The sequence below is a fragment of the Cupriavidus sp. 05T313 genome, assembly GCF_056396665.1.
The window spans coordinates 1-1,209 of the sequence record NZ_JBFTLX010000517.1; the positions used below are offsets into that span (position 1 = coordinate 1).

1 protein-coding gene is annotated in these 1,209 nt (G+C 60.5%); it reads left to right on the forward strand.

All coding sequences use genetic code 11. The features are described 5' to 3' along the window. The first annotated feature begins 113 nt into the window (after positions 1–113). Positions 114–1,151 (forward strand): IS481 family transposase, encoded by a 1,038-nt coding sequence (locus tag AC1DKD_RS41380; protein ID WP_441637739.1) that lies wholly within the window; start codon positions 114–116, stop codon positions 1,149–1,151. The last annotated feature ends 58 nt before the right edge of the window (positions 1,152–1,209 follow it).

Here is a 1,209-nt window from a genome sequence, read left to right on the forward strand (position 1 = left end):
TGTAATAGCCTAGACTAAATCTGACAGTGGTTGGTTATCCATGCCGCCGCACATCGGTGCGAAGGGCGTAGCCCAGAGTGCCAGTGTGCGGCGGAATCCACAAGGAGTCCGCCATGACTCAGGAACAGAAAGTCATCCGTGCCAAGGTCGGCATACTGGAACTGGCCCGGCAACTGGGCAACGTGAGCCAGGCCTGCCGCGTCATGGGCTATTCGCGCGATAGCTTCTACCGCTTCAAGGAGTTGTACGAGCGAGGCGGCGAAGCCGCGTTGCAGGAGATTTCGCGACGCCGGCCACTGCTCAAGAATCGCGTCGATCCCGAGGTCGAAACCGCCGTGGTAGCCCTGGCGCTCGAATTGCCCGCCTATGGCCAGATCCGCATTGCCAACGAGGTCCTCAAACGCCATGCCCTGCACGTGTCGCCGCAGGGCGTGCGCAGCATCTGGCTGCGTCACGACCTGGAGACCATGAACAAGCGCCTGAAGGCGCTGGAAGCCAAATCCGCGCAGGAAGGGCTGGTCCTGACCGAGTCGCAACTGGCCGCGCTGGAGCGCGCCAAGCTGGAAAAGGAAACCCACGGGGAATTCGAATCCGAGTGCCCCGGCTATTGCGGCGCCCAGGACACCTTCTATGTCGGCACCCTCAAGGGCGTGGGCCGCGTCTACCAGCAGACCTTCGTCGACACCTACTCTAAGGTGGCCTTTGCCAAGCTCTACGATCGCAAGACCCCGTTGCCAGCCGCCGACCTGCTCAACGACCGCGTTGTGCCGTTCTTTGACAGCTATGGCATCCCGCTGTCGCGCGTGCTGACCGACCGCGGCACCGAGTACTGCGGCAACCCTGAGCATCACGAATACGAGCTCTATCTGGCCGTGGAAAACATCGACCATACCCGGACGCGGGCCAGGTCGCCCCAGACCAACGGCATCGTCGAACGGCTGCACAAAACCATGCTCAACGAGTTCTATCGCATCGCCTTTCGCAAGAAGGTCTACGACTCGATCGGCACATTGCAGCTCGATCTCGATGCCTGGCTTGACCAGTACAACAACCAGCGAGAACATCAGGGGCGATGGTGTTACGGCAAAACGCCCATGCGCACCTTCCTCGACTCGCTGGAACTCGCCAAGGAGAAACTGATCCCGCATTGAGTCGCGCTTCTCGATTCAACAGCCCGACTATCTGTCAGATCGAGTCCCAGCTAATACA